We start from the raw sequence: 23,953 nt of genomic DNA, 5'->3' as shown, positions 1-23,953 counted from the left end.
TTGTCCTGACTCTGGAGAAAGTTAGCCGTTTCTCTGCGCGAGGGGTTCCGGCCAAGGACGAACGGGGCTACGTTCCCTTCGTGCACAAGAGCCGCACAGTGGTTCGAGACTGACGACGCGTCAAAGCCGTACGGCGCACCCCTCGGTCGACCGGCCAACCGAGCACGACCCTGCACGGCGCAGGGCCAAGACCCTCAGACACCGCACATCTCTCAGCGGCGGCCCATTGCCGCCCCCTCGCACTCCGCAACCGCGCGCATCACGGAGCAGCCCTCCAGGCCGCGGCCGAAGCCGTCCCCATGCCGACGGTGGGGCGGGAGGCCCTCGAGCCCCTGCCCACCGTCCGCCAACCACATCGGAACATCGACATGGCAGGGAGGCAGCCTGTGAACCAAGACGGGAACGCATCGAAGCCCCGGACCGGCGGGCGAACCGCACGCACCGGTGTCTGGTTCGTCGGAGCCCGTGGATCGGTCGCCACCACCGCCGTCGCCGGATGCGCGGCGGTCACCGCCCGGCTGCGGCCGCCGACCGGCATGGTCACCGAGACCGCGCCCTTCGACGGCACAGGTCTGCCGCCTCTGGCCACACTCGTCTTCGGCGGCCATGACACAGCCCAGTGCCCGCTGCCCAAGCGGGCCGAACAGCTCACCGACGCGGGCGTCCTGCCGCACGGGCTGGGCTCCGCCGTGCGGGCCGAACTCCAGGCCGCGGACGAGGAGATACGGCTCGGCGGCCCCCTCCCGGGCGACACGCGAAGCGACGAGGAACTCATCGCGGCCTTCGCGGCCGACCTCACCTCGTTCCGCGAGCGCAACGCACTGGCTCGGGTGATCGTCGTCAACGTGTCCTCCACCGAGCCGTTGCCCGCGCCCGACGCCGTACGACTGCCACCCAGCTCGCTGTACGCGGCCGCCGCCGTGCGAGCCGGCTGCCCCTACGTCAACTTCACGCCGTCCACCGGGTTGCGCACCCCGGCCCTCACAGACGCCGCCGCGGCCGGCGCACTGCCCCACGCGGGCCGTGACGGAAAGACCGGCCAGACCCTGTTGCGAGCCGCGCTCGCCCCGATGTTCGTCCAGCGCGCACTCGAGGTCCGCGCCTGGTCCGGCACCAACCTGCTGGGCGGCGGTGACGGGGCGGCCCTGGCCGACCCGGGCGCGGCCGCGGCGAAGAACGCCGGCAAGGAACGAGTCCTGGCCGACACCCTCGGGCACACCCCACAGGGCGAGGTGCACATCGACGACGTACCGGCGCTCGGCGACTGGAAGACCGCCTGGGACCACATCGCCTTCGAGGGCTTCCTCGGCTCGCGCATGATCCTGCAGACCATCTGGCAGGGCTGCGACTCGGCCCTGGCCGCACCGCTCGTCCTGGACCTGGCCCGCCTGGTCGCCCGCGCCCACGAGGCGGGGCTGTCCGGCCCGCTCACCCAACTGGGGTTCTACTTCAAGGACCCCGACGCGGGCCCGTCGGGTCTCTCGGAGCAGTTCACCGCCCTGCTGTCGTTCGCCGACCGCCTGCGGGAGGCCCAGTGATCCGCTCCCTCCTGACGAGGATGCCGTCGAGCACCCCCATCGGCCCGTCCCCTCCGGCGGTATCCCTTCTGCGGCGGCGCGGGGGCGCGTACCCGTGGCACGTGCCGCCGCACGGAAGGTGAGGCACGCATGAGCGTCCGCCGGCGACTCCGCCCCGGCCACCTGCACCTCGCCCCGGACGCCCCCGAACTCGCGGCCCGCTGTTACTTCCGCGAACTCGGCGACGTACCTCTGAGGCACCGGCACAACGGTCCGGCGGCCGGCGGCAAGGTCTGGGCACCACGACTCGGTCGAAGCATTCATGGACCCGCTCGACCCCTTCGACCCCTACGCCAAGGCCCCGGGCAGCCACCGCGCCGGCCCGCGAGAAGCACCGCCTGCATTGCCGTATGACGGTCGTGCCCCTCGGCCCGTCACCTCTTCGCGGCAGCCACGGCTGCTTCCCCCACGAGCGACGACGACCGTGCGCTCGTCCTGTTCTCCACCCCCCCCCGCGCAGTATCCGGCCGTGGAGCGGCCACGGCCACCGAAGTGAAGTCAGTTCTCCTGCGGCACGCCGGCCTTGCCGGAGGCGACTGCCGCCGGGCACCCGCAGCGCCACAACGACGAAAGAGAGAACCACTGTGACCGCGTTCAACGACGAAGCCGTCACCGGCGACGCTCTGCGCCGCACACTAGGCGTCAACCGCCGCCGCTTCCTCAGCACCTGCACGGCCGTCACCGGAGCGGCGATCGCCGCTCCGGTCTTCGGCGCCGCGCCCGCCCTGGCGCAGAACAGATCGACGGAGGCCGCCGGCCATGACCGTGACCGTTCCGCGCTGGTTCCGCCGCACAAGCGCGGCATCATCCTCTACACCGTCCGGGACGCGGTCGGCCGTGACCCGCTGGCCTCCGACCTGCCCTCCGGCTTCCGCGGGGTGTTCAAGCAACTGTCCCGCTTCGGCTATCGCCAGGTGGAGTTCGCCGGCTACGGCCAGCACGCCAACGCGCCCGGCGGCGCCGATCTGGGCACGGTCGAGGGCGCGCGGCTCCTGCGCTCCTGGCTGGACGAGTACGGGCTGCGGGCGCAGGGCAGCCACGGCTACATCCCGCCCTCCTGGCCGCTGACGTCGTCCGACCGTGACACCTTCAAGCGCTGGCTGGAGATCGCCAACATCCTCGGTATGGAGCACATGGGCACCGGCGCCGACCCCACCAACACCCCCTACCGGGCCGACTGGGACGTCGCCGCGCAGAAGTGGAACACCCTGGGCGACCTCGCCTGCCGCGCGGGCATCAAGCTCTACACCCACAACCACGACGCGGCCTACGACTTCCTGCTCGACGGGGGCCCGCTCGACGCGCAGGGGCGGCCCACCCGCAGCTCCGGAATCCGCAAGCTGGAGTACTTCCTGAAGGTGACGGACCGGGGGAGCGTCTACCTGGAGCTGGACGTCTTCTGGGCGCACGTGGCCCAGTACAAGTTCCACACGTACACCGCCCACGACGGCTCCCAGCGCGAGCGCGTCTTCGACCCGGCCGCACTCGTCGAGCGCAACAGCACCCGATTCCCGCTGTTCCACGCCAAGGACGGGGTCGTCAACACCCAGAACGGCATGGGCTACGACATGGTGCCGTTCGGCACGGGTGACATCGACTACCGGCGGTTCTTCACCCGGGTGGGAGCGAAGAACTACCGCAACCCGATGGTCGAGCAGGACACCGCACCGAGCGCGACCGTCCCCGGCCAGTCCCTGGAGTTCGCCAAGATCGGCTACGACAACCTCGCGGCCCTGCGCGCCTGCAACTGACGAAGCGTCACCCGACGTTCGGCCAGGCGCGTTCCCGTGCCCGACGTACTGCGCGTGCCTGGCCTTCCACCCCCCCTTCACCCGCCTTCACCCGCAACGGCCGGTCGGCCGCGGACTCGCTTCGCAGCCGCCGCTTAGACCGAAGGAGTTCTGAGTGCGCAACAGACGATTCGTCACCCTTCTGGGGGCCGCCACCCTGACCGGAGCCGCCGGGCTCCTCCCCCTCCCCGCAGCCCAGGCCGCCCCGTCGGCCCCCGTACCGCCGGCCGCGTCGGACTTCCAGAAGGTCACCCTCAACGACCGCCCGGGCGAGCCCATGGCACTGGCCGTCCTGCCCGACCGGCGGGTGCTGCACACGGCACGCACCGGCGAAGTCCGCATCCACGACCCCAAGAGCGGCGTGAACTTCCTCGCCGCCGACCTGAAGAAGAGCCCCGCGGGGCTCTACCAGCACGACGAGGAAGGCGTGCAGGGCATCGCCGTCGACCCCGGCTTCGCCAAGAACCACTGGGTCTACCTCTACTACTCGCCCCGCCTCGCCACCCCCATGGACGACCCGGCCACCCCCGGGGTCAACGAAGGTGACGCGCCGCAGTTCGGCACGGACGCCGACTTCGCCAAGTACAAGGGCGTCACCCGCCTGTCGCGGTTCAAACTCGTGGGCAACAAGCTCGACTTCGCCACCGAGCAGAAGGTCATCGAGGTGCCGGCCGACCGAGGCCTCTGCTGCCACGTCGGCGGCAAGATCGACTTCGACGGCAAGGGCAACCTGTTCCTGTCGACCGGTGACGACTCCAACCCCTTCTCCTCCGACGGCTACGCCCCGCTCGACGACCGCCCCGAGCGCAACCCGGCCTACGACGCGCGGCGCACCGCGGGCAACACCAACGACCTGCGCGGCAAGGTCCTGCGCATCCAGGTCAAGCCCGGCGGCGGATATCAGATACCGCGCGGCAACCTCTTCGCGAAGGGCACCGCGAAGACCCGTCCCGAGATCTACGCCATGGGTCTGCGCAATCCGTTCCGCTTCGGGGTCGACGACAAGACCGGCGAGGTCTACGTCGGCGACTACTCGCCCGACGCCCAGAGCGCCAACCCCGACCGCGGCCCCGCCGGCCAGGGTCGCTGGATGGTCGTCGACCGCCCCGCCAACTACGGCTGGCCGTTCTGCGTGACGCGGGACATGCCGTACCAGGACTATGACTTCGCCACCCAGAAGTCGAGCGGCGCCTTCGACTGCGCCAAGCCCGTCAACGACTCGCGTCACAACACCGGCCGCAGTGTGCTGCCCCCGGTCGAGAACGCGGAGATCGTGTACGGCTACGGCGCGTCGGCGCAGTTCCCGGAGCTCGGCACGGGTGGCATCGGCCCCATGGGCGGCCCGGCGTACCAGTACGACAAGAGCAACAAGGCCCAGAACCGCTGGCCCCAGTACTTCGACGGCAAGCCGCTCTTCTACGAGTGGACCCGCGACCAGATGAAGGCCATCACCCTCGGCAAGAAGAACGAGGTGCAGAAGATCGAGGACGCGATCCCCTCGATCACGACGGACGGCCCGATCGACGCCGAGTTCGGCCCGGACGGCGCCCTGTACGTCCTCGAGTACGGCACCGGGTACTTCGCGGAGCTGCCCGAGGCCCAGCTCTCCCGTATCGACTTCACCCGCGGCAACCGCACCCCGGAGCCCAAGGTCGCCGCGGACCTGGTCAACGGCACCAGCCCGCTGACCGTCCAGTTCTCCAGCACCGGCACGAAGGACGCCGACGGCGACGCCCTCCGCTATGCCTGGGACTTCGACGCCGACGGCCAAGTCGATTCCAGGGAGGCGAACCCGAAGCACACGTTCACCGAGAACGGCGTCTACGACGCCACGCTGAAGGTCACCGACAGCACCGGGCGTTCGGCCTCCGCGTCCGTCCCTGTCGTCGTCGGCAACAAGGCGCCCGTCGTCTCACTCACCACCGACCCGGCTCCGCACGGCGGCAGAGCGTTCCACTGGGGTGACACGGTCACCTGGCAGGTCACCGTCACCGACGACCAGCCGGTGGACTGCGCGAAGGTCAGCGTCTCGTTCATCCTCGGCCACGACTCGCACGGCCACCCGCTGTCGACGAGCAACGGCTGCGCCGGATCCTTCGTGACGTTCGTTGACGGCGGTCACTCCGGTTCGGACAACCTCAAGGCGGTCTTCAACGCCAGCTACACCGACACGCCCCCGGACGGCCTGCCGTCCCTCTCGGGCAGCGCCGAGGTCGCCCTGACACCGGCCGACTGAGCAGCGACGACGACACCAGGACGGGGCGCCCTTTCGGGGCGCCCCGTTCGTCGCACGAGGACACCACGGAGGCCCTGGAAGAACCCGAGTTTCTTGGGACTGTACGAAACAAGAAGGTTCTTCGTCTGCTGGTGGTACAGCCTCGCTATAGCCTCTGACCTGTGACTATGGGTGAAATTAACTGTGGCTGAGGCGAGTTGGTCCGAGCCTGGTCCGGATCTTGGTCCGTTCTGTGGCGTCGGCGTGCGAGGCCCGGGGTTCGAAATGGTGTATGTGCTCCGGGTAACTGCACAACGGATCTCGCCGTACCAGGTCGACGGCGGCCGTCGTGCGCGGCTGGTTGCCCGGGGCGTGCATCTGTAACCGGAGGAGCAAGTGCTGGACCGCCTCCTGACCGGCGGGGTGACCGTCTGAGCGGGTTCAAAACGCGTGAGGTCGAGCGGGCATCATTGCGGGCCCGATCCGTCCAGGTACTCATGCACTGCAGCCCGTGGCGGTTTCCGGTCAGGATGCCTTTGCCCAGTGACGAGGGTCCATGCGTCGATGTCCTGATAGCGCCGCGGGCCTGGGTGGCCGCTTATCGTGCTGCCGACCAGGTGGAGGCGTTCGGTCTGCCAAGGACGTCCGGTGAAGCCGTCGAGGCAGGCGGCCGCCGCCGTGACGGACGCGTTGTCGTAGCGGCGAGCGCGGGCCAGCGTGAGGTGGGGACGCAGCGGACGTTCGGCGCAGGCGACGTCGCAGTCCCTGATCCGCGCCCGTACTGCTTTGGCCAGCTCGTGCAGTCTGTCGAGATCGCCCTCGATGCCGCTCCACAGCACTCGTTCGTCGAAGTGTCCGCCACCGAGGAGTTGCAGTTCGAGAGAGGGACGGGCAGCCGCCAGTTCGGCGAGGGGCGGACGAAGCCGGTCGACGACCTGCACCGGCAGCTCGCCCAGGAAGGCCAGGGTGATGTGCCAGTCCTCGATGCGGTTCCAACGCAGGTCGGGATAGGCGGCGTAGGCCGGGCTCAGTGCGTGTGCCAGCTCGTTCTTCGCATCGTCGGGCGGCGCGAGGGCGACAAACGCGTGCTGGGTGGCGGTCTGGGACAGTTCGGTCACGGCTGTCTTCTTACCTCATGCGTCCGCGGGGCCGAAGCCTGACTGCCTACAGTGGACGTCCGCTGCGCACCGCCGGTCGCCATCCCGGTGGAGGCCCGTGTTCAGTGTGGGTCAACTTCATCCCCGCCCAGAGCGACTCCGAGCGCGACATCCAGCAGGGTCTTGCCCGGGTCGTGCACTGCCCGCGGCTTGCGCCACGGCGCCGTTGCTGCCGACACAGAGGTGCCCAGGCCGCACTTGCGGATCGTCCCGACCAGCAGCACCGCCCCGGCCTGGGAGACCGTCCCGCTGCCACCGCCCTCGACGCGGACACGCGGGTACAACCCGATACGCCTGCTCACCTGGAGAGTGCTTCTTTCCTTGCAGCCAACAGGACCCTAGAAAAGTCCCATCGTTGCAGGTCAGGAGCACTCTCCGCTTATTTGATCAAGCATCGGACAACCCACCTCGCGAAAGCGCGAGGCTAAAAGCATGCAGTGAACGCTAGTTCTGATACAGCCTGTCGGTGCCCGGGCCGCCCGAGAGGGTGTCGGTGCCTGGGCCGCCGTGGAGGGTGTCGTTGCCGCTGTTGCCGTAGAGCTTGTCGTTGCCCTGGTCGCCGAACAGGCGGTCGTTGCCCTTGCCGCCGTAGAGGACGTCGGCGCCGGACTTTCCGTGGAGGATGTCGTTGCCGGCGTCGCCGTAAAGCGTGTTCTCGTCGCCGTCCCCGTCGGTGCCGCCGGTGAGCGAGTCGTTTCCGGCGCCGCCGTGGCAGGCGTACGAGCACTGGGTGAGGGTGTCGTTCCCGGCGCCGCCGTACGATCCGAGGCCCCAGACCCCGCCCCCGCCGCTGATGCTGTCGTTGCCGTCCTGGCCGTAGAAGACGTCGGAAGCGTTGCCCCGCAGAACGTCGTTGCCCTTGCCGCCGTAGATCGTGGCGTACGCGCTGTTGTGCTGGGAGTCGATCGTCGCGGTGTCGTTGCCGTCGCCCAGGTCGACGTCGTAGATGTCGGAGTCGTCGGAGCCGTTCGGGATGCCGACCGCGCATTGGGCGACCGTGTGGTCGGACGGCGTCGGGTACACGCACTCGTCGAAGTCCGCCGCGCTCCGGTCGATGGTGATGGGGGCGCGGTCCTGGAAGGTGAGGATGTAGTAGGTGTCCCACTCGTTGTCGCGGACCTCGATCGTCATCGACACCCTCAGACGGTTGGCCTGGCCCGGGGCGCCCTTGTACCAGAGCTCGTCGGCCGTGTGGGTCAGCGTGCCGGCCTTCGGTGCGGCCGCCGCCTGGGCCGCTGGGGCCATGAGCGCCGCCGCGCCCAGAGTGAGGGTGAGAGCGAGGGCGGTGGTGGTCGCGGTGGCGAACCTTCTGTATGTACGCATGCCGAGTAGCCCCTTCGCGGGAGTCGTGCCGTGAGCATCTGAGTACCCGTTAGACGGCTGACCTGGGGCCGAGGTTGTGCTCCGGGTGGGATCAGGAACGAACCCGCACCGCCGTTCCACCCTCTCCCGACCGCGATCGCTACGTAAGACGGGCGGCGTCCTCGGCAGTCCACGGCGCGCTTCTCACCGCATCCCTTCGGACGGCGGTGCCGGGCGAACTCGTCCCGTCCGTCAGCAAGTTCGGTGCCCATCGGTGCATCGAATTTTTCGGGATTCCCGTCGAATCATGCGAGAGGTATTGACGCCGTTCTGAGGTTCCCTATCGTCCAGATTGCTCGATAGTTCGACTGTTGTTCGGCATGACGAACAAGAGGGCCGCTCCACTCGCACAGCAGGGCGTCACGGCACACGTCTGCCGCAACGCTGAGCCGCAAGGGGTATGCCGCACGATGAATATGTCATGGGCTTGTCAGCCCTGTTCTCGCCGTCTCGCGCTGACGGCGACCACCGGCCCTTCGCCGCCGCGGACCGCTACGCACCGCACCACCTCGACCGTCCGGTCGGCCTCCGCGCGGGGCAGCCGGAACCGCTCACCCAAGGACAACGAGGTCCCCATGCGTAGACGTAGTTTCGACCGCGGACGTGTGTCCGTGGTGCTCGCCGCTGCGATCGCGGCCCTGGTCTCGTTGGCGGCGATGCTCGTCGCCAACCCGGCTCAGGCGGCAGCCAGCGGCGCCTTACGTGGTGTCGCCGCCGGCCGATGTCTCGATGTGCCGAACTCCAGCCAGACCGACGGCACGTACCTGCAGATCTGGGACTGCTCGGGCGGGACCAGCCAGCAGTGGACGGCGACGGACAGCAGCCAGCTGACCGTGTACGGCAACAAGTGCCTCGATGTTCCGGGCCACGCCACCACGGCCGGTACGCGCGTGCAGATCTGGACCTGCAGCGGGGGTGCGAACCAGCAGTGGCGAGTGAACTCCGACGGCACGATCGTCGGCGTGGAGTCCGGACTGTGCCTGGACGTCACGGGCTCCGGTACGGCCAACGGCACGGCGGTGGAGATCTGGACGTGCAACGGCGCCGGCAACCAGAAGTGGACCGGCCTGTCCGGGACGACCCCGCCGGGCGGCGGCAACTGTGCTCTGTCGTCCTCGTACCGGTGGACGTCGACGGGAGCGTTGGCACAGCCGGCGAACGGGTGGGTCTCGCTGAAGGACTTCACCAACGTGACGTACAACGGCAAGCACCTGGTCTACGCGTCGAACGTGTCGGGATCGTCGTACGGCTCGATGCGGTTCGCGCCCTTCACGAACTGGTCCGACATGGCGTCGGCCGGCCAGACCGGCATGAGCCAGGCCGCGGTGGCGCCCACGCTGTTCTACTTCGCGCCCAAGAACATCTGGGTGCTGGCGTACCAGTGGGGTGCGTGGCCCTTCATCTACCGCACGTCGAGCGACCCCACCAACCCCAACGGCTGGTCGGCACCCCAGCCGCTGTTCACCGGCAGCATCTCCGGGGCCGCCCCGATCGACCAGACCCTGATCGCCGACGACCAGAACATGTACCTGTTCTTCGCCGGTGACAACGGCAAGATCTACCGGGCGAGCATGCCGATCGGGAACTTCCCGGGCAACTTCGGCTCGTCGTACACGACGGTCATGAGCGACACGGTGAAGAACCTGTTCGAAGCACCGGAGGTGTACAAGGTCCAGGGCCAGAACCAGTACCTGATGATTGTCGAGGCTCGGGGTGCGAGCGAGCAGCGCTTCTTCCGCTCGTTCACGGCCTCCAGCCTGAACGGTTCGTGGACCCCGCAGGCCGCCACCGAGTCCAACCCCTTCGCGGGCAAGGCCAACAGCGGTGCCACCTGGACCAACGACATCAGCCACGGTGACCTGGTCCGCAACAACCCCGACCAGACCAAGACCATCGACCCCTGCAACCTGCAGTTCCTCTACCAGGGCAAGTCCCCCAGCGCGAGCGGCCCCTACGACCAACTGCCGTGGCGGCCGGGCGTCCTCACCCTGCAACGCTGACCGTCGACCGATACTCATCGCGTCGAGGAACCCCAGCCGCGCGTCGGCTGGGGTTCCTCCGCACGGCACCTCGTGCTGTTCAACGCCGACTTCAGTGACGACGGGGTCGGCTGACGATCGACCATGTCGGCATCCAGCTGGGACTCGACGACGGCGGAAAACGCCGATTCCTCGAACCCGACGGCCTTCGAGAGCAGGCGAACCGTCTCATCGAGCAGTCCATGAACGAGTGGCAGCGCGTCAGCTGAGAGAGGCGCCTGACGGGTGAAGGCCCAGGTCAGGCGCCTCTTTTCGTGTGTCTAGAAGAAGCCCAGCTTCTTCGGCGAGTAGCTCACCAGCAGGTTCTTCGTCTGCTGATAGTGATCCAGCATCATTTTGTGCGTCTCACGGCCGATCCCGGACTGCTTGTAGCCGCCGAACGCCGCGTGTGCCGGGTACGCGTGGTAGCAGTTGGTCCACACCCGGCCCGCCTGGATTGCGCGGCCCGCCCGGTACGCGGTGTTCATGTCCCGGGTCCACACACCCGCCCCGAGGCCGTACAGCGTGTCGTTGGCCGTTTTGATCGCGTCGTCGAAGTCGTCGAAGGACGTCACGGACACCACTGGCCCGAAGATCTCCTCCTGGAAGATCCGCATCCGGTTGTCACCCTCGAAGATGGTCGGCTGGACGTAGTACCCGCCCTTCAACTCACCGTCGTAGTCGATGCGTTCGCCACCCGTGAGGATCCGAGCCCCCTCCTGCCGGCCGATGTCCAGATACGAGAGGATCTTCTCCAGCTGGTCGTTGGAGGCCTGCGCGCCGATCATCGTGTCCGTGTCGAGCGGGTGACCCGGCTTGATGAGCTCGGTACGGGCCACCGCGGCCCGGAGGAAGTCGGCGTAGTTGCCGCGCTGGATCAGCGCACGGGACGGGCAGGTGCACACCTCCCCCTGGTTGAGCGCGAACATGGTGAACCCTTCGAGCGCCTTGTCGCGGAAGTCGTCGTCCGCCGCCCACACGTCGTCGAAGAAGATGTTCGGCGACTTGCCGCCCAGCTCCAGCGTGACCGGCTTGATGTTCTCCGAGGCGTACTGCATGATCAGCCGCCCCGTCGTGGTCTCACCCGTGAACGCCACCTTCGCCACCCGCGCGCTGGACGCGAGCGGCTTGCCCGCCTCCACGCCGAAGCCGTTGATGATGTTCACGACACCCGCCGGCAGCAGGTCCGAGATCAGGCTCATCCAGTAGTGGAGGGACGCGGGTGTCTGCTCGGCGGGCTTGATCACGACCGCGTTGCCCGCCGCGAGAGCGGGCGCCAGTTTCCAGACCGCCATCAGGATGGGGAAGTTCCACGGGATGATCTGCGCGACCACCCCGAGCGGCTCATGGAAGTGGTACGCCACCGTGTCGTCGTCGAGTTCGCCGAGCGACCCCTCCTGCGCTCGGATCGCCCCCGCGAAATAGCGGAAGTGGTCGATGGCGAGCGGGATGTCGGCGGCGAGCGTCTCCCGTACCGGCTTGCCGTTCTCCCAGGTCTCGGCGACCGCCAGCGCCTCGAGGTTCGCCTCCATCCGGTCGGCGATCTTCAACAGGATGTCGGACCGCTGGGTCACCGACGTACGGCCCCACGCCGGCGCCGCCGCGTGCGCCGCGTCGAGCGCGCGCTCCACATCCTCGGCGGTGCCGCGCGCGATCTCCGTGAACGGCTGCCCGTTCACCGGACTCGGGTTCTCGAAGTACTGCCCCCGGGCCGGCGGCACGTATTCGCCGCCGATGAAGTGGTCGTAGCGCGACTGGTAGGAGACGATCGCGCCGGTGGTGCCGGGTGCCGCGTAACGGGTCATGCTGGCCTGCCTCCTTGAGCAGAGCCGCCCGCCGTTGGGCCGCTCTCGCCGCGAGGCTAGGACCGGCGAGGTTGCAGACAGGTTGCGCCTGAAAGGGTGCGCCGGCGTGTGACGCGTACGGGGGTGCCGTCCCGTGGGTGGCCAGGTGAAACCGGGTGTGCCTGTCAGCGCCGAGCGGACTGCCGCGCCCACCCCCGCGGCGCAGCCTGTTCCGACTCCAGCCCGTTCAGGCGGGCCCGCACGGCCACCGTCGGCCGCACCGCCGCGAGGGCGCGCCACACGTCGAGGTCGTCCTCGCCCCACGGCGTGTGGACCCAGTCGGCCAGCAGGTCCGGGTCCCGGCGGGCGACGAGCGCGGTGCGCAGACCGTCGGCGAGCCTGCGCCGCAGCCGGGCCACCGCCGGTGCCCGGGAACCGGGCAGCAACGGACCGGAGTACGCCCGCACCGCCGTGGTGATCGCCCCGGTGTCGAGCGCGCGCTCCACGACGGCGATGTCCGACTCGACCGGCATGGTCAGCCGGTACGGGCGCGACGCCAGCAACCCGGGAGCCAGGACCCGGCGCAGCCGGGCCAGTTCGGCGCGCAGCGTCACCGGTGTGACCGACTCGTCCTCGTACAGCGCGCACAGCAGCTCGTCCCCGGTCAGCCCTTCCGGATGGCGGGCGAGCAGGACAAGGAGCTCGCTGTGCCGACGGCTGAGCCGCAACGCGCGCCCGGCGGCCAGCAGCTGAGCCTCGTCACGGCCCAGCGCGGTCAGGTCGAGCGCGTCCGTGGCCGGGCGGGCCGGGGCGAGCAGCGCCAGCTGGGACTCCGCCGCCCGTGCCACCGCCTGCACGAACCCGAGACTGTGGGGATGCGCGAGCCCGTCCCGGCCGGTGATGTCCACGGCGCCGAGCACCCGCCCGGTGCGCGGATCGTGCACCGGAGCCGCCGCGCACGTCCATGGCTGCACCTGCCGGATGAAGTGCTCGGCCGCGAACACCTGCACCGGCCGGTCCACGGCGACCGCCGTACCCGGCGCGTTCGTACCGACCGCCGACTCCGACCAGCGCGCCCCCGGTACGAAGTTGATCCGTCCCGCCTGTCGTCTGGTGGCCGGATGCCCCTCCACCCACAGCAGCCTGCCCTGCGCGTCGCACACCGCCAGCAGATGCTCGCCGTCGGCGGCGAAGGTGCCCATCAGTTCCCGGAACAGGGGCATCACCAGGGCCAGCGGATGTTCCGCACGGTAGGAGCCGAGCTCGCCGTCCAGCAGCTCCACGCTCGCGGAGCCGTCCGGCCCCACCCCCGCCCGGGCGGAACGTCTCCAGGAGTCGGCCACCACGGAACGCACCGGCCGGGTCACGGTCCCGGCCTCGGTGAACGTCTCGTGCGCGCGACGCAGCACCCGTCCTCGTTCGGCGGGGTCGGCTCCCGGCTCCAGGGCCACCCATGGATCGGTCAACTGGGCCTCCCTGCGGGCGATGCGGCTGGTGACATCGTCACTCGGGGGATGGAAGCGGACAACCGTTTCGACGCGGTGGACCGATCAGGGGCACCACCGTTTCGCTCAGGCGCCGCCCACGAGGCGCATGTAACGCGTCCAGTCCCAGTTCGGTCCGGGATCGGTGTGGTCGGTGCCGGGCACCTCGTAGTGCCCGATGATGTGCGTACGGTCCTTCGGTATGCCGTAGCGCGCGCAGACCGTCGCGGTGAGCCTCGCCGACCGCTCGTACAGGGCGTCCGTGAAATAGCCGGGCCGGTCCACCCACCCTTCGTGCTCGATGCCGATGCTGCGCAGGTTGTGGTTCCAGTCGCCCGCGTGCCAGGCGATGTCGCGCTCCCTTACGCACTGCGCCACGTGTCCGTCGCCGGACCGCACGACGTAGTGCGCGGACACCTTCTTCAGCGGGTGCTGGAAGACGGCCAGGGTCGTGGAGTAGGACGCCTGGGTGACATGGATGACGACGAGGTCGGGAATCAGGGTCAACGGGCGCTGCGACGCCGTGTAGTTGGCGGTGGTCGCGGGCTCCCACGTGCCCGACGGGTAGTCGGGTGACGGGGGCTGGGCGCCGACCCGGGGCGCGGGCAGCAGGGCGTAGGGGCCGACGGCGAGCGCGGCGCCCTTCAACAGCCGCCGTCTGCTGGGGAACACCCTGGTCCGCTCCATCCGTGAAAGGCCTTTCGAGGAAGGGGGGGAAGGTGAGGAAGGCGAGGCGTACTGATGATCGGAGGAGTACTGATTGAGGGACGCACCAGTGCGCCCGGGGGTTGCGGATTCCCGGAAGGCCGCCCGCTCAGCCCCGCCCCGCCACCGCCCCCGGATCGTCCAGCACCGCCCGCACCACCGAGTGCGCGGCGCCCAGCAGCGGGCCCTCGGGCCCCAGCCGCGACACCGTCACCGCACAGGCGGGTCCCGCCGTACGCCGGGCCAGTTCCGCCTCCAGCGCCGGCAGCAGCCACGGTGCGAGCCCGGAGAGCGCGCCGCCCAGGACGACGGTCTCCGGGTCCAGCAGATTGACCGCCCCGGTCAGCGCGATGCCGAGTGCCGTGCCGGCCCCGTCCAGGGCTCGCCGTACGTCCGGATCACCCTGAGCCGCGCGCTCCGCGAGCAGCCCGACGCGATCCTCTCCCGACTCGACGCCCGCCGCCCGCAGGACCGCCTCCTCACCCGCGTACTGCTCCAGACACCCGCGACCACCGCACGCGCACCGTGGCCCGTCCGGATGGACCGGCACATGCCCCAACTCGCCCGCGAATCCGCGCGTTCCGCGCAGCAGACGGCTGTCCACGACCACCGCCGCGCCGATGCCGATCTCGGCCGAGACATGCAGGAAGTCGGGCGGGGTGCCGTCCCCGAGCCAGAGTTCCGCCAGCGCGCCGAGGTTGGCCTCGTTGTCCACCGTCAACGGGAAGTCGACGGGAAGCAGCGCGCCGAGGTCGGTGTCGTGCCAGTCGAGGTTCGGTGCGCGGACGACAGTGTGCCCGTCGCGGGCCACGAGCCCCGGTACGGCGACCGCGAGCCCGGCCGGCCACAGGCCCTCGCGCTCCGCTTCGGCGATCACCGCCCGCACCAGACCGGTCAGTTCCGCGATCACCGGTTCGGGGGACCGCCCGCGGTTGGCGCCGTGTCGTACGGCGCGTGCCCGGACCACGCCCCGCAGATCGACCGCGCAGACCGCGAGATGGTCGACACCGATCTCCGCCCCGATCCCGGCCGGACCGCGCCCGCTCACGGCGAGCGCCGACCCGGGGCGCCCGACCCGGGCGGGCCGCTCGGGACCCAGCTCTTCGAGCAGCCCTGAGCGGATCAGCTCGTCCACCAGCGTCGACACCGCCGCCCGGGTGAGTCCGATGCGTGCGGCGACCCCGGCACGTGACAGCGGCCCCTCGGCGCTGACGGTGTGCATCACCCGCGCGAGGTTGCGGCGGCGCATGCCCTGCTGGGTGTCGGGCAGCCGGGCGCCCGCGCCGGGCGGACGGGCCTCGTGCAGCGGTGCGGTCATGCCTCCGTCAGTCCTCGGTCGGTGTCCGTGAGCCGGCGTCCACGGGCGGGTGTACGCCGGCTTCCTTCAGCTGATGTCGGTGCGGCTCCGTCGCCTCGTGTTCGCCTCTCGGGCCGTCACTCGGCGGCCGTCCCCCGCTCCAGCAGCGGCGATGCGTCGGAGAGTACCCCGGCGATCCGGTCCAGCGTCGCCTGGTCCCGTTCCACCGCCTCCAGCACCGGCCCCCGGGCCGTGTCCCAGCGACGGGCGACCGCGGCCGGGTCCTCACCGGTCAGCAGGCCCGCCGCCTGCGCCGCGGCGCCGAGCGCGACGAGTTCCCTGGCCTCGGGCACCTGGACGGGCCGCCCGGACAGCCGTCGTACGGTCTGCTGCCAGGCCGTACCACGTGCGCCGCCGCCGATCAGCAGCAGCGGTGCCGAACGGTCCGCCTCCGCGTCGAGCACCAGATCGAGGGCGCCGAGCAGCGAGTGCACCGCCCCGTCGTAGGCGGCCTGGAGGAGCTGTCCGCCGGTCGTGTCGTGACGCAACCCGTGCAGCAGTCCCGTGGCGCCCGGCAGGTTCGGGGTGCGCTCGCCGTCCAGGTAGGGCAGGAGCGTGACGTCCGTACCGGGTTCGACGGCCTCGCGGTCGAGGCCGAGCAGTGCCGCGACGCGGTCGACGGCGAGTGTGCAGTTGAGGGTGCAGGCCAGCGGCAGCCAGTCGCCGCGGGCGTCGGCGAAGCCCGCGACGGTGCCGGTGGGGTCGGCGGGCCGGTGCGTCGAGACCGCGTACACCGTGCCCGACGTGCCGAGGCTCAGGACCGGTGTGCCGGGGCGCAGCCCGAGTCCCAGGGCCGCGGCGGCGTTGTCCCCGGTGCCCGCGGCGACCAGGGTGCCCTTGGAGAAGGGCAGGTCGTGGCTGTCGCGGACGGTCCCGGCGACCTCACCCGGCCGGACCACCCGGGGCAGCAGCGCGGGGTCGAGCCCCACGTGTCCGAGCACCTCCGCGTCGTAGGCCTCCGTCCCGGACGCCCACCAGCCCGTGCCGGAGGCGTCGCCGCGGTCGGTGGTGCCCAGGCCCGTGAGCCGCTCGGTCAGGTAGTCGTGGGGGAGGCGCACGGCCTTGACGGCACGAACCGCCTCCGGCTCGTGCTCCGCCAGCCAGGCCCACTTCGTGACCGTGAAGGAGGCGCCGGGCACGCTTCCGGTGCGCTCCGCCCAGGTCTTCGCGCCGCCCAGTTCCTCGACCAGCCGGCGGGCCTGGGGCGCGGAGCGTACGTCGTTCCACAGCAGCGCCGGACGGACCGGCTCGCCGTGCGCGTCCAGGGTGACGAGCCCGTGCTGCTGGCCGCCGATCGACACGGCGGCGGCCTCGCGGGCCGCGTCACCGCATTGGCTCAGCGCCTCGCACAGGGCGTCCCACCACTGCCGCGGGTCGCTCTCGCGGCCCGCCCCGGTGGTGACGGTGTGCGGTGCCTGGCCGCTGGCCACCACCCGCCCCGTGGCCGCGTCGACGACCAGCGCCTTGGTGGACTGGGTCGACGTGTCCACGCCGACAACGAGCGGACCCTCGGCTGCTGACATCGAGCTCTCCCTCTTCCGCGGCTCCGCGGGATCTGGCCTGGTGTTCTTCGGTGCGTGTCCGGGTCGCGGTGACCCGTCCCCACCCTCAGTCTCTGCTCAGGGAAACGTTTCAGGGACACGTTGTCTCTTCCCAGAGATGCTTCCGCATACTAATTTGTAAACCGCCATGACGAAATAGTCGGAGCAAACGCAAGGAGCCGCGGCATGAACTACCAGCCCACCCCCGAGGACAGGTTCACCTTCGGCCTGTGGACCGTCGGCTGGCAGGGACGGGACCCGTTCGGCGACGCCACCCGCCGTGCGCTCGACCCGGTCGAGACGGTGCAGCGCCTGTCCGAGCTCGGTGCTCACGGAGTGACCTTCCACGACGACGACCTGATCCCCTTCGGGTCCTCGGACACCGAGCGCGAGTCGCACATCAAGCGCTTCCGCCAGGCCCTCGACGCGACCGGTATGCGCGTCCCGATGGCCACCACCAACCTCTTCACGCACCCCGTCTTCAAGGACGGCGCGTTCACCGCGAACGACCGTGACGTGCGCCGCTACGCGCTGCGCAAGACGATCCGCAACATCGACCTCGCGGTCGAACTCGGCGCGGAGACCTACGTCGCCTGGGGCGGCCGGGAAGGCGCCGAATCCGGCGCGGCCAAGGACGTACGCGTCGCCCTCGACCGTATGAAGGAGGCCTTCGACCTCCTCGGCGAGTACGTGATCGCCCAGGGCTACGACCTGAAGTTCGCGATCGAGCCCAAGCCGAACGAGCCGCGCGGCGACATCCTGCTGCCCACGGTCGGCCACGCCCTGGCCTTCATCGAGCGCCTGGAGCGCCCGGAGATGTACGGCGTCAACCCCGAGGTCGGCCACGAGCAGATGGCCGGGCTGAACTTCCCGCACGGCATCGCCCAGGCCCTGTGGGCGGGCAAGCTCTTCCACATCGACCTCAACGGCCAGTCCGGCATCAAGTACGACCAGGACCTGCGCTTCGGCGCCGGTGACCTGCGTGCCGCCTTCTGGCTGGTCGACCTCCTGGAGAGCGCCGGTTACGCGGGCCCGAAGCACTTCGACTTCAAGCCCCCGAGGACCGAGGACCTCGACGGCGTGTGGGCTTCGGCGGCCGGCTGCATGCGCAACTACCTGATCCTCAAGGAGCGCGCCGCCGCCTTCCGTGCCGACCCGGAGGTCCAGGCGGCCCTGCGCGCCTCGCGGCTGGACGAGCTGGCGCAGCAGACGGCGGCGGACGGTCTCCAGGGGCTGCTCGCCGACCGCTCGGCGTTCGAGGAGTTCGACGTGGACGCCACGGCCGCGCGCGGGATGGCCTTCGAGCAGCTTGACCAGCTGGCCATGGACCACCTGCTGGGTGCGCGAGGCTGATTCGCGTCACGTCGTGTCACGTCGCGTCCCGGGGACGCCTGTCTTCTGACGGGGTCCCCGGTCGCCGGTGTGGACAACTGTGCCGCGTTTGGTCCCCTGTGACCGATCCTGGCTCGGATTGCTCCGGAATCATGCGGTCCATGGCATGAGTCCGTATCAACTTCCGTGTGGGGGTCGCGTGTTGACCGGTTCGCGGCGACTCTTGACGGTATGGCCATGCCGCCCGTACCGCCCCAACCGCCCGGGCCGCCGGGGCACAGTCCGCCTCCGGGCGGGGGCTTCGGCCCACCTCCCGGGGGCTTCGGCCCACCCTCCGGGGAATTCGGCCCGCCCTCCGGGGGAAGCCACGGAAGCGGGGGCTACCCGGACGGACACCGGGGACCCGGCAGAAGGCCGGGTCCTCTCTTCATCCTGCTCGCCGCCGCCGTCGTGGTCGCGGCCGTCGTCGCAGTGGTGCTCATGGTGTCCGGAGGCGACAGCACCCCGGACAAGAACCCGCCCGAGAGCAGCCGCAGCCCGAGCCGTACCCCCGAGCCCTCGTTCAGTATCCCGACGGCACTGCCCACCGAACTCCCCACCAGGCTGCCCACCTTGCCGTCCGGGCTCCCCACCGACCTTCCGTCCGGCTTCCCGACGGATCTGCCGAGCGAGTTCCCGAGTGACCTGGAGTCGCTCGTTTCACTGGCCGATGGGGCGGCGGCGCCCTAGATCGAGGTCGTGAAGACGGCCGAACCCGAAGAAGGTCCCGGCGGACGACGGTGCCTCCGGGCAGGCTCCTCCACGGTTTTATGTGCTGGTTATGTGCTCCATCGAAGCGAGCGCGGTCGCCGGGTCCTGGGCGGCTCGGCCGGCGGGCACCCACCTGCCGTCGTGCCTGCGGTACGGCCACCAGCGGCCGTCACGCCCCAGGCGCACCTGGCTCCCGGCGCCGACCACCGTCCACCGGTTGCGCGCCGCCCGCAGCGTCGGCCGCTCGTCCTCGTCCCAGGCGGAGTCGATCGCGGCACGCGCGCGGGCGAGCTGTTCGCCCCCGACCGTCCACTCCTCCTCCAGGACCGACAAGGCTGCCGCGCCACCGAATCGCCAGGCGTGAACGGCCGACGCCAACTGCTCCCGGCTGCGCCCCGACCCCTCGGCGAGACGGTCCGAAACCTCCGCAGGACTGCCCACGGCCAGTCGCACGGCGTCCTGGCTCATCGTCAACTCCGCTTCCGAGGGCCGCCGTTCATGACCCTCCCCGAGTGCCTCGGCGAGCAGCCGGTGCGCCTCTACGGCCGTCCGCGCGGCCAGGAACTCCAGCGCGCCGGCGTCCACTCCGGGCGCGGGCGGGGTGTCGGTGTCCAGGGCCGGCGGTGTCCCGGGGGTCTCGGGCAGCGGGGGCAGGGCGGGCAGCGCCGGGAGGATGCTCCCGGCCGCGTACGCCTCAGCCCCGTCCACGCCCTCCGGCCCGCTGGGCACCTCGGCGGGGACGGCGCCGCGGCTCTGGACGTCGTCCAGCAGGGCGCGTTCGCCGCGTCCCCGCATCAGCAGCAGGACGAAGGGGTCCTGGTCCAGCAGCCGCGCCACCTGATAGCAGAGCGCGGCCGTATGACCGCAGTGGTCCCAGGCGTCGCAGTCGCACTGCGGCTCCAGATCACCCATGCCGGGCAGGAGTTCGACTCCGGCGGCAGCGGAGTCCTCCACCAGTTGCGATGGCATGTCCCGGTCGAGCAGGGCCGCGATATGGCCGGCCCGCTCGACCGCCATGTCCAGGAAGCGGTCCCACTGTTCGGCGGACAGCTCCTGCAGCAGGACGTCGGACCGGTGCGCGGTGCGGTCGCGGTCGAGGACGACGGCGGTGATACGTCCTGGGCGCACGGAGACGGCACCCACCGCCCCCGCACGGGCGAGCCGACGGCCCGCCCGCACCTGCTCGGAGTCCAACGCCGCGTCCTCCAGCGACTTCAGCCACGCGCGCCCCCACCACGTCTCCGCGAAGCCGCGCCCCGGCGGGGGCGGGAGCGCGGAGAACGTACGTTCCAGGTCGGCCCCGGTCGCGGCGCTTCCGAACGCCTCATGGCCGTGGTCACCCTCGTACTCGTCACCGTCGTGCCGACTCATCACGCCCCCTCTCGCAGCCGCACCAGGTCGGCCAGTTCCGTGTCCGTGAGTTCCGTGAGCGCCGCCTCGCCCGAGCCGAGCACCGCGTCGGCCAGCGCCCGCTTGCGGTCCAGCATCTCGGCGATCCGGTCCTCGATCGTGCCCTCGGCGATCAGGCGGTGCACCTGAACGGGACGGCTCTGCCCGATGCGGTACGCGCGGTCCGTGGCCTGGGCCTCGACCGCGGGGTTCCACCAGCGGTCGTAGTGCACGACGTGCTCGGCCCTGGTCAGGTTCAGGCCCGTGCCGGCGGCCTTCAACGACAACAGGAAGACGGGTACCTCACCTTCCTGGAAACGCTCCACCATCGCCTCGCGTTCCGCGACGGGCGTGCCGCCGTGGAGGAACTGCGAGGGCACCCCGCGTGCCGCCAGATGCCGTTCCAGCAGCCGTGCCATCTGCACGTACTGGGTGAAGACCAGAACGCTCGCTCCCTCGGAGAGGATGGTGCCGAGCAGTTCGTCCAGGAGCTCCAGCTTTCCGGAGCGTCCCGCGATCTTCGGGCGGTCCTCCTTGAGGAACTGCGCCGGATGGTTGCAGATCTGCTTCAGGCCGGTCAGCAGCTTCATGATCAGCCCACGTCGGGCCATGCTGCCGGCGCCGGAGATCTCCGCGAGCGTCTCCCGCACCACCGCCTCGTACAGCCCTGCCTGCTCCTTGGTGAGCGACACGGCGCGATCGGTCTCCGTCTTCGGCGGCAGTTCGGGTGCGATGCCCGGGTCCGACTTGTGCCGCCGCAGCAGGAACGGGCGTACGAGGTGGGACAGACGCTGGGCGGCGGCCGGGTCCTGACCGCCCTCGACGGACTGCGCGTACCGTGAGCGGAAGGTGCCGAGCCGGCCCAGCAGGCCCGGGGTCGTCCAGTCGAGGATCGCCCACAGTTCCGACAGGTTGTTCTCCACCGGGGTGCCGGTGAGCGCCACGCGTGCGCGTGCACCGATGGAACGCAGCTCCCGTGCCGTGTCGGAGTAAGGGTTCTTGACGTGCTGTGCCTCGTCCGCCACGACCAGACCCCAGGGCGCCTCGGCCAGCCGCCGGGCGTCCAGGCGCATCGTCCCGTACGTGGTGAGCACGAACTCGCCGTCGACCAGGGATTCCAGGCCGCGCCGAGACCCGTGGAAGCGGCGTACGGGCGTCCCGGGCGCGAACCGCTCGATCTCGCGCTGCCAGTTGCCCATCAGGGACGTCGGGCAGACAACGAGGGTGGGCCCGGCGGCCGACCGGTCCGTCTGCCGGTGAAGATGCAGCGCGATCAGTGTGATCGTCTTGCCGAGGCCCATGTCGTCGGCCAGACAGCACCCGAGCCCCAGGGACGTCATCCGGGCCAGCCAGTTCAGGCCCCGCAGCTGATAGTCGCGCAGCGTGGCGTCGAGCGCGGCCGGCTGACCGACCGGGTCCTGTGCCTCCGGGTCCGAGATGCGGTCCCGCAGGGCCGCCAGCCACCCGGTGGGCCGTACCTCGACCGAGCGGCCGTCGACCTCCGTGGAACCCGTCAGGGCGGCGCTGAGGGCGTCGACGGGCGTGACCTTGCGGTCCTGCTGTGCGTGGGCGCGGCGAACCTCCTGTGGGTCCACGAGGACCCACTGGTCACGCAGCCGGACCACGGGCCGGTTCGCCTCGGCGAGCCGGTCCAGCTCCTCGCGGGTGAGTTGCCGGTCGCCCAGTGCGAACCGCCAGTTGAAGCCGAGCAGCGCGTCGGCGGACAGGAACGACGGAGTGTCCGACGCGACTTTCCCGGGGCCCGTGTCCTCGTCGGGCGGCCCGATGACCGCGCGGGCGGTCAGCTTGCGGGCCAGCTCCTTGGGCCAGTGCACCTCCACCCCGGCGAGGGACAGGGCGCGGGCGCCTTCCCTGAGCAACTCGGTGATCTCCTCGTCGGCCAGGTCGACGGCGTCCGGCACGGTCGCGGAGAGCAGAGGTGTGAGCGGCGGCCAGGTCCGGGCCGCGCGGCGCAGTGCGAGCAGGGCGTCCATCCGCGCGCGCGGGCCGAAGGCGCGGCCGGGTGCGCCGGCCGCGGCCCACACCTCGGCCGCGTCCCCGACCAGCCCGGGCTCGCTCACACTGTGCACCTGGAGCACGGCACGGAACCGCAGGGCCGTGTCGTCCGGCCCGGCCGATGCCAGCCCGGGCACCTCCACCCTCAGCGAGATCCGCACCCCGGCGTCGTGCCCGGCGGCGACCTCCGCGGCCCACGCGCGCTGTTCCGGCATCTGCCGCGGTTCCGGCGCCGCGTAGGCGGCCCCGCCCGCGGCGAGGGAGGCGGCGGGGGAGCGGGGCAGCGCGTCGGCCACGGCGTCCAGAAAGGCCCGCAGCAGCCGCTCGGGGTCGGGCAGTCGCGGCGGCTCCGTGCCCTCCAACGGCACGGCATGCGCCTCCGGGGGCATCGCGGCGGCGAGTTCGCGAACGCGTTCCACGTCCGCCGCGCCGAGCGGTCCGGCCCGCCAGGCGTCGTGGTCCTCCGCGGAGAGGCCGGGCAGCAGCAGTCCGCGCGCGGCCAGTTGCAGGGCGACAACGGCGGCCGTACCCCAGAACGCCGTCGCCCGGTGCCCCTGTGCGACGGCACGCGCCCGCGTGAGGACCGGCAACGCGGCACGCACCGGAAGCAGGACGGCGGTCACCTCCGTCCGCTCGACACCCCGGTCGCCGGCCACGACCACGGTCAGGTCGTCGACGGTCCCCGCGGACACGGTGGGCGGGGCGGCCCCGTCGGGCCGCCAGAACGCCACCCGGCCGGCGCGGGCCGGATCGCCGGGTACGAACACGGCACAGCAGCCGGCCAGTTCGGAGATCTCGGACGGTGTCGCCGCGGGAATCCTCTGCACAGTGATGGGCACTCCTCAAACTTGACTACTGGAGGTACGCGTCGCCGAGGGTACAGCACCCGTGGTGGTGCGTTCGCCGTGCTGTTCGGCCGTGCGGGGAGTCGTCCGGCCTCGGGGTGTCCTCAACCCCCTGGTGGCAGCGGGGGTTTCCCCTGCCGGGAGACGGGTGGTGGCGCCATGGTCGCGAGGGGCGGCCACTTCGTACGTTTCCTCAGGTCAGCCCGATCCTCGAAGAGACCCGGAGACCGCCATGCCCCAGACAGCCGTCCTCGCCGCCGAACCTCCGGGCACCTCCGCCCCGCAGTCCGCCGGCAGTGACTTCGCGCCCCTCCTGCGCACCGTCAAGGGGCAGGGACTTCTGGAACGGCGGCACACCTGGTACGCCCTCGGGATCGCCGGAAACCTGCTCGCCCTGGCCGGCATCGTCACGGGCATCGCGCTGATCGGCAGCTCCTGGTGGGTTCTGCTCCTGGCCCCGCCGTTCGCCGTGTTCTGCGCCCGCACGGCCTTCATAGGCCACGACGCGGGCCACGCCCAGATCACCGGCAACAGGGCCGTCAGCCGTGCGATCGGCCTTGTCCACGCCGACCTGCTGCTGGGGATGAGCTATTCCTGGTGGATCGACCAACGCATAGTCAGATGTAGCTTC

The 23,953-nt window shown here is 70.7% G+C and carries 15 protein-coding genes and 2 pseudogenes; 7 read left to right on the top strand and 10 right to left on the bottom strand.

Features of this window, described 5'->3' with window-relative positions; all coding sequences use genetic code 11:
- Positions 1–386: 386 nt before the first annotated feature.
- The 3 genes from OG241_RS04850 to OG241_RS04840 all read left to right on the top strand — a co-directional run bounded on the left by OG241_RS04850 (position 387) and on the right by OG241_RS04840 (position 5,603).
- Positions 387–1,538: an inositol-3-phosphate synthase gene (locus OG241_RS04850; protein ID WP_405813859.1), complete on the top strand. Its 1,152-nt coding sequence runs from the start codon at positions 387–389 to the stop codon at positions 1,536–1,538.
- Between the two features lie 623 nt (positions 1,539–2,161).
- Positions 2,162–3,328, top strand: a complete 1,167-nt coding sequence (locus tag OG241_RS04845; RefSeq protein ID WP_405813857.1) for a sugar phosphate isomerase/epimerase family protein — start codon at positions 2,162–2,164, stop codon at positions 3,326–3,328.
- A 154-nt stretch (positions 3,329–3,482) separates the two neighbouring features.
- Positions 3,483–5,603 (top strand): PQQ-dependent sugar dehydrogenase, encoded by a 2,121-nt coding sequence (locus tag OG241_RS04840; protein ID WP_405813856.1) that lies wholly within the window; start codon positions 3,483–3,485, stop codon positions 5,601–5,603.
- 446 nt (positions 5,604–6,049) lie between these two features.
- Here the strand turns inward: OG241_RS04840 and thpR are convergent, their stop codons facing one another.
- The 3 genes and pseudogenes from thpR to OG241_RS04825 form a co-directional block, all read right to left on the bottom strand.
- On the bottom strand, positions 6,050–6,700 hold the full coding sequence (gene thpR / locus OG241_RS04835) for an RNA 2',3'-cyclic phosphodiesterase (RefSeq protein ID WP_405813855.1): 651 nt from the start codon (positions 6,698–6,700) through the stop codon (positions 6,050–6,052).
- Between the two features lie 119 nt (positions 6,701–6,819).
- A pseudogene (locus OG241_RS04830) lies at positions 6,820–7,041 on the bottom strand (IS1380 family transposase); the annotation flags it as partial.
- A 142-nt stretch (positions 7,042–7,183) separates the two neighbouring features.
- Positions 7,184–8,062, bottom strand: coding sequence for a calcium-binding protein (locus OG241_RS04825; RefSeq protein ID WP_405813854.1), 879 nt, complete (start codon positions 8,060–8,062; stop codon positions 7,184–7,186).
- 614 nt (positions 8,063–8,676) lie between these two features.
- Between OG241_RS04825 and OG241_RS04820 the strand changes: the two genes are divergently transcribed.
- Positions 8,677–10,101 (top strand): non-reducing end alpha-L-arabinofuranosidase family hydrolase, encoded by a 1,425-nt coding sequence (locus OG241_RS04820; RefSeq protein WP_405813853.1) that lies wholly within the window; start codon positions 8,677–8,679, stop codon positions 10,099–10,101.
- A gap of 299 nt (positions 10,102–10,400) precedes the next feature.
- Here the strand turns inward: OG241_RS04820 and OG241_RS04815 are convergent, their stop codons facing one another.
- From OG241_RS04815 to xylB, 5 genes are all read right to left on the bottom strand, one after another.
- Entirely contained in the window at positions 10,401–11,924 is a 1,524-nt protein-coding gene (locus OG241_RS04815; RefSeq protein ID WP_405813851.1) for an aldehyde dehydrogenase family protein, read from the bottom strand.
- 164 nt (positions 11,925–12,088) lie between these two features.
- Positions 12,089–13,369 carry a GAF domain-containing protein gene (locus OG241_RS04810; RefSeq protein ID WP_405813850.1) on the bottom strand — a complete coding sequence of 427 codons (1,281 nt, stop codon included), beginning with the start codon at positions 13,367–13,369 and terminating at the stop codon, positions 12,089–12,091.
- A 105-nt stretch (positions 13,370–13,474) separates the two neighbouring features.
- The gene (locus OG241_RS04805; protein WP_405813849.1) at positions 13,475–14,074 is read right to left on the bottom strand and encodes an N-acetylmuramoyl-L-alanine amidase; all 600 of its coding nucleotides are present in this window, start codon (positions 14,072–14,074) and stop codon (positions 13,475–13,477) included.
- A gap of 127 nt (positions 14,075–14,201) precedes the next feature.
- Positions 14,202–15,410, bottom strand: coding sequence for an ROK family protein (locus OG241_RS04800; RefSeq protein WP_405813848.1), 1,209 nt, complete (start codon positions 15,408–15,410; stop codon positions 14,202–14,204).
- Between the two features lie 116 nt (positions 15,411–15,526).
- A complete protein-coding gene (gene xylB / locus OG241_RS04795) occupies positions 15,527–16,972 on the bottom strand; it encodes a xylulokinase (protein ID WP_405813847.1) in 1,446 nt (481 codons plus the stop codon).
- Positions 16,973–17,176: 204 nt separating this feature from the next.
- Between xylB and xylA the strand changes: the two genes are divergently transcribed.
- Positions 17,177–18,343: a xylose isomerase gene (gene xylA, locus OG241_RS04790; RefSeq protein WP_405813846.1), complete on the top strand. Its 1,167-nt coding sequence runs from the start codon at positions 17,177–17,179 to the stop codon at positions 18,341–18,343.
- Between the two features lie 210 nt (positions 18,344–18,553).
- Positions 18,554–19,051: a hypothetical protein gene (locus OG241_RS04785; RefSeq protein ID WP_405813845.1), complete on the top strand. Its 498-nt coding sequence runs from the start codon at positions 18,554–18,556 to the stop codon at positions 19,049–19,051.
- A 78-nt stretch (positions 19,052–19,129) separates the two neighbouring features.
- Here OG241_RS04785 and OG241_RS04780 read toward each other — a convergent pair whose 3' ends face one another.
- Together OG241_RS04780 and OG241_RS04775 are read right to left on the bottom strand one after the other, a co-directional pair.
- Positions 19,130–20,443 carry an SWF or SNF family helicase gene (locus OG241_RS04780; protein WP_405813844.1) on the bottom strand — a complete coding sequence of 438 codons (1,314 nt, stop codon included), beginning with the start codon at positions 20,441–20,443 and terminating at the stop codon, positions 19,130–19,132.
- Positions 20,443–23,304: a DEAD/DEAH box helicase gene (locus OG241_RS04775; RefSeq protein ID WP_405813843.1), complete on the bottom strand. Its 2,862-nt coding sequence runs from the start codon at positions 23,302–23,304 to the stop codon at positions 20,443–20,445. The genes OG241_RS04780 and OG241_RS04775 overlap by 1 nt, the downstream gene beginning before the upstream one ends.
- 250 nt (positions 23,305–23,554) lie before the next feature.
- Between OG241_RS04775 and OG241_RS04770 the strand changes: the two are divergent.
- Positions 23,555–23,932 (top strand): annotated as a pseudogene (locus OG241_RS04770) (fatty acid desaturase); the annotation flags it as partial.
- Between the last annotated feature and the right edge of the window lie 21 nt (positions 23,933–23,953).

It is taken from the genome of Streptomyces sp. NBC_01390, assembly GCF_045040105.1.
GTDB lineage: Bacteria > Actinomycetota > Actinomycetes > Streptomycetales > Streptomycetaceae > Streptomyces.
This window is presented reverse-complemented; position numbering and strand designations above follow the sequence as displayed.

Bases quoted from the DNA above. Each gene is read 5' to 3' on its own strand.
- OG241_RS04825 (WP_405813854.1), bottom strand. From the start codon at position 8,062: ATGCGTACATACAGAAGGTTCGCCACCGCGACCACCACCGCCCTCGCT.
- OG241_RS04820 (WP_405813853.1), top strand. From the start codon at position 8,677: ATGCGTAGACGTAGTTTCGACCGCGGACGTGTGTCCGTGGTGCTCGCC.
- OG241_RS04780 (WP_405813844.1), bottom strand. From the start codon at position 20,443: ATGAGTCGGCACGACGGTGACGAGTACGAGGGTGACCACGGCCATGAG.
- OG241_RS04785 (WP_405813845.1), top strand. From the start codon at position 18,554: ATGGCCATGCCGCCCGTACCGCCCCAACCGCCCGGGCCGCCGGGGCAC.
- OG241_RS04815 (WP_405813851.1), bottom strand. From the start codon at position 11,924: ATGACCCGTTACGCGGCACCCGGCACCACCGGCGCGATCGTCTCCTAC.
- xylB (WP_405813847.1), bottom strand. From the start codon at position 16,972: ATGTCAGCAGCCGAGGGTCCGCTCGTTGTCGGCGTGGACACGTCGACC.
- OG241_RS04805 (WP_405813849.1), bottom strand. From the start codon at position 14,074: ATGGAGCGGACCAGGGTGTTCCCCAGCAGACGGCGGCTGTTGAAGGGC.
- OG241_RS04800 (WP_405813848.1), bottom strand. From the start codon at position 15,410: ATGACCGCACCGCTGCACGAGGCCCGTCCGCCCGGCGCGGGCGCCCGG.
- xylA (WP_405813846.1), top strand. From the start codon at position 17,177: ATGAACTACCAGCCCACCCCCGAGGACAGGTTCACCTTCGGCCTGTGG.